The organism is Pseudomonas sp. BN411, assembly GCF_029871235.1.
Taxonomy (GTDB): Bacteria; Pseudomonadota; Gammaproteobacteria; order Pseudomonadales; family Pseudomonadaceae; genus Metapseudomonas.
Window position 1 is genome coordinate 49,360 of the sequence record NZ_SSOM01000072.1, and the last position, 6,429, is coordinate 55,788.

General features: G+C 65.2%; 7 protein-coding genes. 5 read left to right on the plus strand and 2 right to left on the minus strand.

Going from position 1 to position 6,429, the window contains the following annotated elements; translation table 11 throughout:
- Positions 1-134 precede the first annotated feature (134 nt).
- Both E8F06_RS17955 and E8F06_RS17960 read left to right on the plus strand, forming a co-directional pair.
- Positions 135-815, plus strand: a complete 681-nt coding sequence (locus E8F06_RS17955; protein ID WP_280369713.1) for a heavy metal response regulator transcription factor — start codon at positions 135-137, stop codon at positions 813-815.
- Positions 815-2,164, plus strand: a complete 1,350-nt coding sequence (locus tag E8F06_RS17960) for a heavy metal sensor histidine kinase (RefSeq protein ID WP_280369714.1) — start codon at positions 815-817, stop codon at positions 2,162-2,164. Before E8F06_RS17955 ends, E8F06_RS17960 begins: the two co-directional genes overlap by 1 nt.
- 48 nt (positions 2,165-2,212) lie before the next feature.
- On the opposite strand, the gene E8F06_RS17965 is transcribed toward E8F06_RS17960, so the two are convergent.
- Complete coding sequence (locus E8F06_RS17965; RefSeq protein ID WP_280369716.1) at positions 2,213-3,043, minus strand: undecaprenyl-diphosphate phosphatase; 831 nt, start codon at positions 3,041-3,043, stop codon at positions 2,213-2,215.
- Positions 3,044-3,313: 270 nt separating this feature from the next.
- Between E8F06_RS17965 and E8F06_RS17970 the strand changes: the two genes are divergently transcribed.
- From E8F06_RS17970 to E8F06_RS17980, 3 genes are all read left to right on the plus strand, one after another.
- Positions 3,314-4,948 (plus strand): methyl-accepting chemotaxis protein, encoded by a 1,635-nt coding sequence (locus tag E8F06_RS17970; RefSeq protein WP_280369718.1) that lies wholly within the window; start codon positions 3,314-3,316, stop codon positions 4,946-4,948.
- A gap of 66 nt (positions 4,949-5,014) precedes the next feature.
- Complete coding sequence (gene pnuC / locus E8F06_RS17975) at positions 5,015-5,581, plus strand: nicotinamide riboside transporter PnuC (protein ID WP_280369720.1); 567 nt, start codon at positions 5,015-5,017, stop codon at positions 5,579-5,581.
- Positions 5,578-6,099, plus strand: a complete 522-nt coding sequence (locus tag E8F06_RS17980) for an AAA family ATPase (protein WP_280369721.1) — start codon at positions 5,578-5,580, stop codon at positions 6,097-6,099. Before pnuC ends, E8F06_RS17980 begins: the two co-directional genes overlap by 4 nt.
- 117 nt (positions 6,100-6,216) lie before the next feature.
- Here E8F06_RS17980 and E8F06_RS17985 read toward each other — a convergent pair.
- The coding region (locus tag E8F06_RS17985; protein ID WP_348532261.1) for an ATP-binding protein at positions 6,217-6,429 on the minus strand (213 nt) is incomplete at its 5' end.

Here is a 6,429-nt window from a genome sequence, read left to right on the forward strand (position 1 = left end):
GGCAATTGTATACAGCTGTCCGGCTGCTGAAAAATCCACCGCACCAACGGCGCCGCTGCATTACAACTTTGTCAGCTTGCCCAGCCCATCCTGTCGGCGCGGTATAAAGCAGCAATTCGAACGATGAGCCACCCATGAAGTTACTGATAGTCGAAGACGAACCCAAGACCGGCCAGTTCCTGCGCCAGGGGATGACCGAAGCCGGCCTGGCCGCGGACCTCGCCACCAACGGCCTCGAAGGTCGAGACCTGGCGCTCGCCGGCGGCTACGACCTGATCATCCTCGACGTGATGCTCCCCGGCCTCGACGGCTGGCAGGTGCTGCGCAGCCTGCGCCACGCCGGCCTGCAGGTTCCGGTGCTGTTCCTGACCGCGCGGGACGCCGTGGAAGAACGCGTCCATGGCCTGGAACTGGGCGCCGACGACTACCTGATCAAGCCCTTCGCCTTCGCCGAACTCCTCGCCCGCGTGCGCACCCTCCTCCGCCGTGGCGCCAGCGCCCCCCAGGAAACCAGTCTGGACCTGGGCGACCTGCACCTCGACCTGTTGAGTCGGCGGGTCGAACGCGGCGGCCAGCGCATCGACCTCACCACCAAGGAATTCGCCCTGCTGGAATTCCTCCTGCGCCGCCATGGCGAAGTGCTGCCCAAGACGCTGATCGCAGCTGAGGTCTGGGACATGCACTTCGACAGTGAAACCAATGTCATCGAAGTGGCCGTCCGCCGGCTGCGGGCAAAGCTGGACGACGATTTCCCCACCAAGCTGATCCATACCGTGCGCGGCATGGGCTACGTGCTGGAGGCACGCGAAGGCTGATGCGCGGACTTTCCCTCACCGCCCGCCTGGGCCTGCTGTTCGCCGCCTGCACCGCTGCCGTCTCGCTGATCGCCGGGGTGCTGTTCAGCCGCGCCAGCGAAGCGCACTTCATCGAACTCGACCAGCAACTGCTGGAAATCCGCCTGGAAGCCTTCCGCGCCCTGGTCAACGGCGTCGACGGTCCCGCCACCCTGGCGCCTCGGCTGGAAGCCCTGCAAGCCGAACTACGCCTGCACCCGGATCTCACCCTGCGACTGGAGAGCCGCGATGGCAGCTACTGGTTCAACAGTGCTGACGGCCTACGCGCGCCGGCTCGTGATGGGCTCCATGACTGGCAGCAGGATGGCACCGACTACCGGGTGCTGAGCGCGCCGCTGCGACCGGAAGACCCAGCTTCGCCACGGCTGGCACTGGCTCTGGACATCACCCATCACCAGCACTTTCTCGAACGCATGCAGCGGCTGATCTGGCTCACCGTAGGGCTCTCCGCCCTGGCCACCGCCCTGCTCGGCGCGTGGGCTGCGCGTAATGGCCTGCGCCCCTTGCACCGTATGGCCGAGGTAGCCGCCGGGGTTTCCGCCAGCTCCCTGACCACCCGCCTGGCCGACGATCAGGTCCCCCAGGAGCTGGTGGAACTGGTGCGCGCCTTCAATGCGATGCTGGGCAGGCTGGACGACGCCTTCCAGCGGCTTTCCGCCTTCTCCGCCGACATCGCCCACGAGTTGCGTACGCCGCTGTCGAACCTGCTGACCCAGACCCAGGTGATCCTCAGCCAGGATCGCGGCATGGACGAATATCGCGAAACCCTCCACTCCAACCTGGAAGAGCTCCAGCGCCTGGCCCAGATGGTCGGCGACATGCTGTTCCTGGCCAAGGCCGAGCACGGCCTGCTGGCGACCCGTCGCGAGCCCTTGGCGCTGGCCGCCGAGCTGGACACCCTGCTGGACTACTTCAGCCCCCTGGCCGAGGACCGCCAGGTGACCATGAGCCGCAGTGGCGAAGCCCGGCTCAGCGCTGACCGCGATATGTTGCGCCGTGCCCTTTCCAATCTGCTGGACAACGCCCTGCGCTTCACCCCGGAAGGCGGACGCATCGAAATGAACCTGGCCAGCGATGCCCGCGGGCTCAGCCTGACGGTGGCCAACAGCGGCCCGGAAGTCCCCGCGGAATTGCTGCCGCGACTGTTCGATCGCTTCTTCCGCGCCGACCCCGCGCGCCGCGAGGGTCGCGAGCATGCCGGCCTGGGCCTGGCCATCACCCGCTCCATCGTGCGCGCCCACGGCGGTGAGATTCGCTGCGAATCCGCCAACGGTTGGACGCGCTTCATCCTCGAATTTCCCGCCCCCTGAAACGCAAAAGGCGCGCCCTATGGCGCGCCTTCAGGGCAACCGCTGCGATCAACCCTGTGCGGTGGACCAGTCGATCATGCCGAACTGCCAGGTCGCCAGGATCAGCAGGCCGAAGCCGATGCGATACCAGGCGAACGCCGCGTAGCTGTGGCTACCGATGAACTTCAGCAGGCTGCGCACAGCGATCATGGCGAAGACGAACGACACCACGGAACCCAGGGCGAACACCGGCAGGTCGCTCGGCTGGAACAGGTCGCGGTACTTGTAGCCCGAGTAGACCGCAGCACCGACCATGGTCGGCATGGCGAGGAAGAAGGAAAACTCGGTGGCCGCCTTGCGCGAGAGGCCGAACAGCAGGCCGCCGATGATGGTGGCACCGGAGCGCGAAGTACCCGGTACTAGCGCCAGGCACTGGGCGCAGCCAACCTTGAGGGCGTGCTTCCAGGTCATTTCGTCGACGGTTTCGGCCTGCACCTGGTGCTGGCGCTGTTCCGCCCAGAGGATGACTACGCCGCCGACCACCAGGGCGGACGCCACGGTAATGGGGTTGAACAGGTAGTGGTGGATCAGGTCGGAGAAGGCGACGCCGAGGATCACCGCCGGGAAGAACGCCACCAGCAGGTTGACGGTGAAACGCCGGGCGCTGCGCTGGGTCGGCAGGCCGATTACGACGTCGAGGATTTTCCGCCGGTATTCCCAGACCACCGCGAGGATGGCCGCCAGCTGAATGATGATGTTGAAGGCAATCGCCCGCTCACCGGTGAAGCCCAGCAGGTCCGCGACCACGATCTGGTGGCCGGTACTGGAGATCGGCAGGAACTCCGTCAGGCCCTCGACAACCCCCAGAATGATGGCCTGCAAGGCCGTCCACAAATCCATCGAAACTCTCCCCTGAGGCGCGCTCTTCTGGCGGCCTTTTCGTTACGAATATGCAGGTAGCAGGCGCTGCGAGCGTGCCGTTCGGCGATGAGGCCGAGCACCAGCGACCAGGTTCCGGGGACGAATGAGCCTTCAGCTTTGCCCCGAAGCGCCGAAATGCTAACAGAGAGCCATCTGGAAATCGCGGCTAAAGGCTGATTGAAAACGGCCAGCCGGCCTGCTCTGCTTCCGGCACGCAGTCAATAACAAGAAACCAGGAGTTCCCGCCCCATGCACAGCTTGCGCAACCTGCCGATCAGCCGCCGTCTCTGGCTGATCCTGATAGTCGCGGTTTTCATGCTGGTCACCCTCGGCGTGCTGATGCTGCAGCAGATCTACAACGACCTCTATCAGGGCAAGGAGCAGAAGACGCGCCACGTGGTCGAGACCGCCGCCGGCGTGCTGCAGTACTACCAGGCCCAGGAATCCGCAGGCACCCTGACCCGCGAAGAGGCGCAGAAACAGGCCATGCAGGCGGTGCGTGCGCTGCGCTACGACAAGGGCGACTACTTCTGGATCAACGACCTGACCCCACGCATGGTCATGCATCCGACCAACGCCAAGCTGGAGGGACAGGACCTCTCCGGCTACAAGGACCCGGACGGCAAAGCGCTGTTCAACGAGATGGTGCAAGTAGCCAAGGCAAACGGCGCGGGCCTGGTTCACTACCGCTGGCCCAAGCCGGGCGCCAGCGACCCGGTGCCCAAGGTGTCCTACGTCCAGCTGTTCGCCCCCTGGGGCTGGGTGATCGGCTCGGGCATCTACATCGACGACATGCAGGCCGAGTTCCGCGCTCAGGCCATTCGCGCCTCCGCGGTGGGACTGGCCATCGCCATCGTCATGGCCTTGCTGGTCATCCTCATCGCGCGCAGCATCACCCGGCCGCTGGACGAGGTGGTGTCCGCCATGGCCAACATCGCCAGCGGCGAAGGCGACCTCACCAGCAATCTGGACACCCACGGCCGTGACGAGATCACTGCCCTTGGCAGTCACTTCAACGCCTTCACCGGCAAGCTGCGCGGCGTGATCCGCCAATCCCTGGACGCCGCCAACGCCCTCGACCAGGCCGCCAGCAACCTGGACGGCATCGCCAGCCAAGGCCTGCGCCAGAGCGAGCAACAATCCCTGCAGATGGAGCAGGTGGCCACCGCCATCAACGAGGTCACCTACGGCGTGCAGGACGTGGCGAAGAACGCCGAGCATGCCGCCAGCGAAGTGCGCCACGCCGAGGAGCAGGCGCGCCAGGGGCATGACAACATCGACAGCAGCCTGCGGCAGATCGACCAGCTCTCCTCCACCATCACCAAGGCGGTGGAAGTGATCCGGACACTGGCCCAGGAAAGCGCCCAGATCGGCAGCGTGCTGGAAGTGATCCGCTCCATTGCCGAGCAAACCAACCTGCTGGCACTGAACGCCGCCATAGAAGCCGCGCGCGCCGGCGAACAGGGGCGCGGTTTCGCGGTGGTGGCCGATGAAGTCCGCCTGCTGGCCCAGCGCACGCAGAAATCCACGGCGGAAATCCAGACCATGATCGAGCGCCTGCAGCAGAACTCCGAGGCGGCAGTCCAGGTCATCGACGAAAGCAGCCGGGCGTCCCGCGCCACAGTGGACCAGGCCAGCCAGGCCGGTGAGAGCCTGGCGCAGATCGCCCAGGCGCTGCGTAACCTCACCGGTCTCAACGCCTCCATCGCCAGCGCCACGCTGCAGCAATCCCACGTGGTGGAAGACATCAACCAGAACGTCACCCAGGCCGCTGGTCTCGCCCACAACAGCGCCAGCGCCGCCGAGCAGACCACCGGCGCCAGCCAGCGTCTCGGGCAACTGGCCGAGCAACTGAACCACCTGCTGGGTCAGTTCCGCGTGTAACCGCAATCCAGCCGAAACCGGAGGGAGCCGCTACAATCGGCGGTTTTCCTACACGGAATCGGCAAGGTGTCCCCTCTCGAACTCGTCGCCGCCAGCCTGGGCGTACTGGCCGTCTGGCTCACCGTCAGACAGAACCTCTGGTGCTGGCCCATCGGCCTGGTAATGGTGCTGATGTACAGCTGGATCTTCTTCGAAGTGAAGCTGTACTCGGACATGCTCCTGCAACTGGTCTACGCCGGCCTGCAGTTGTACGGCTGGTGGCAATGGACTCGGGGTGGCGCCCAGCACGATGGCCGCCAGGTCAGCCGCCTGAGCGTGAAATCACTGGGTCTTGGCCTGCTGGCGGGCGCCCTCGGCAGCCTTGCGCTGGGCTACGCCATGGCGAACTGGACCGATGCCGCCGCGCCCTGGTGGGACGCTGCGCTCACTGCCTTCAGCCTGGTGGCCCAGTTCTGGATGGCGCACAAACGCCTGGAGTGCTGGCTGCTCTGGATAGTGGTGGACGTGCTGTTCGTGGGGTTGTTCCTCAGCAAGGAGCTGTATCTCACTGCCGCGCTCTACGGGCTCTTCACCCTGCTGGCCGTGCAGGGTTGGCGTACTTGGCGGCGTGAGCTTGAGCCGGCTGCTGCATGAAGGTACTGGTGCTGACAGGGCCTGAATCCAGCGGCAAGAGTTGGCTGGCGGCGGCGATCCAGGCCGAATTCGGCGGCCTGCTGGTGGGCGAGTACGTCCGTCATTTCATCGATCGCGAGCAGCGCGACACCTGCTACGCCGACATTCCGGCCATCGCCCGTGGCCAGCTCGAATGGGAAGACCAGGCCCGTTCCGAAGCGCCGCCCCTGCTGATCCTCGATACGCATCTGCTCAGCAACATCCTCTGGAGCCGCAAGCTGTTCAACGACTGCCCAGACTGGCTGGAGCGCGAACTGCTGGCGCGCCGTTATGACCTGCATCTGCTGCTGAGCCCCCAGCAGGTGGAATGGGTAGACGATGGCCAACGCTGCCAGCCGGACCTGGCGGAGCGCATGGCCTTCTTTGAGGATTGCCGCAGCTGGCTGGAGAGAACCGGCCAGCGATATGAAGTGGTCGAGGGTGACTGGGAGACGCGCCGTCAGCTCGTGCTGCAACGCGTATCTCGCTGGCTGCGCTGAAAATGCATGTGGGGGCGAATTCATTCGCCAAGGGCAGCGCAGCTGCCCCATCGAGGTTGAAGGGCGCACCTTCGGTCCGCTTCGCGATTGAAATCGCCCCCACAGAAAAAGCGCACCCTACGATGCCGTTGTTGCCGGGAGCTCGATACGCACCCGCAAGCCTCCCAGCGGGCTTTCCTGAAGGCTAAGACGGCCATTCCAGGATTCGACGATGTCGCGCACGATGCCAAGTCCCAGGCCGTGTCCCGCCACCTGCTCATCCAGTTCGTAGGATGGGTGGAGCTTGCGATACCCATCAGCTCTGTCCGCATGGGTATCGCTCCGCTCCAC

Coding starts and splice junctions, on each gene's coding strand:
- E8F06_RS17955 (WP_280369713.1), top strand. CDS start 135: ATGAAGTTACTGATAGTCGAAGACGAACCCAAGACCGGCCAGTTCCTG.
- E8F06_RS17960 (WP_280369714.1), top strand. CDS start 815: ATGCGCGGACTTTCCCTCACCGCCCGCCTGGGCCTGCTGTTCGCCGCC.
- E8F06_RS17965 (WP_280369716.1), bottom strand. CDS start 3,043: ATGGATTTGTGGACGGCCTTGCAGGCCATCATTCTGGGGGTTGTCGAG.
- E8F06_RS17970 (WP_280369718.1), top strand. CDS start 3,314: ATGCACAGCTTGCGCAACCTGCCGATCAGCCGCCGTCTCTGGCTGATC.
- E8F06_RS17980 (WP_280369721.1), top strand. CDS start 5,578: ATGAAGGTACTGGTGCTGACAGGGCCTGAATCCAGCGGCAAGAGTTGG.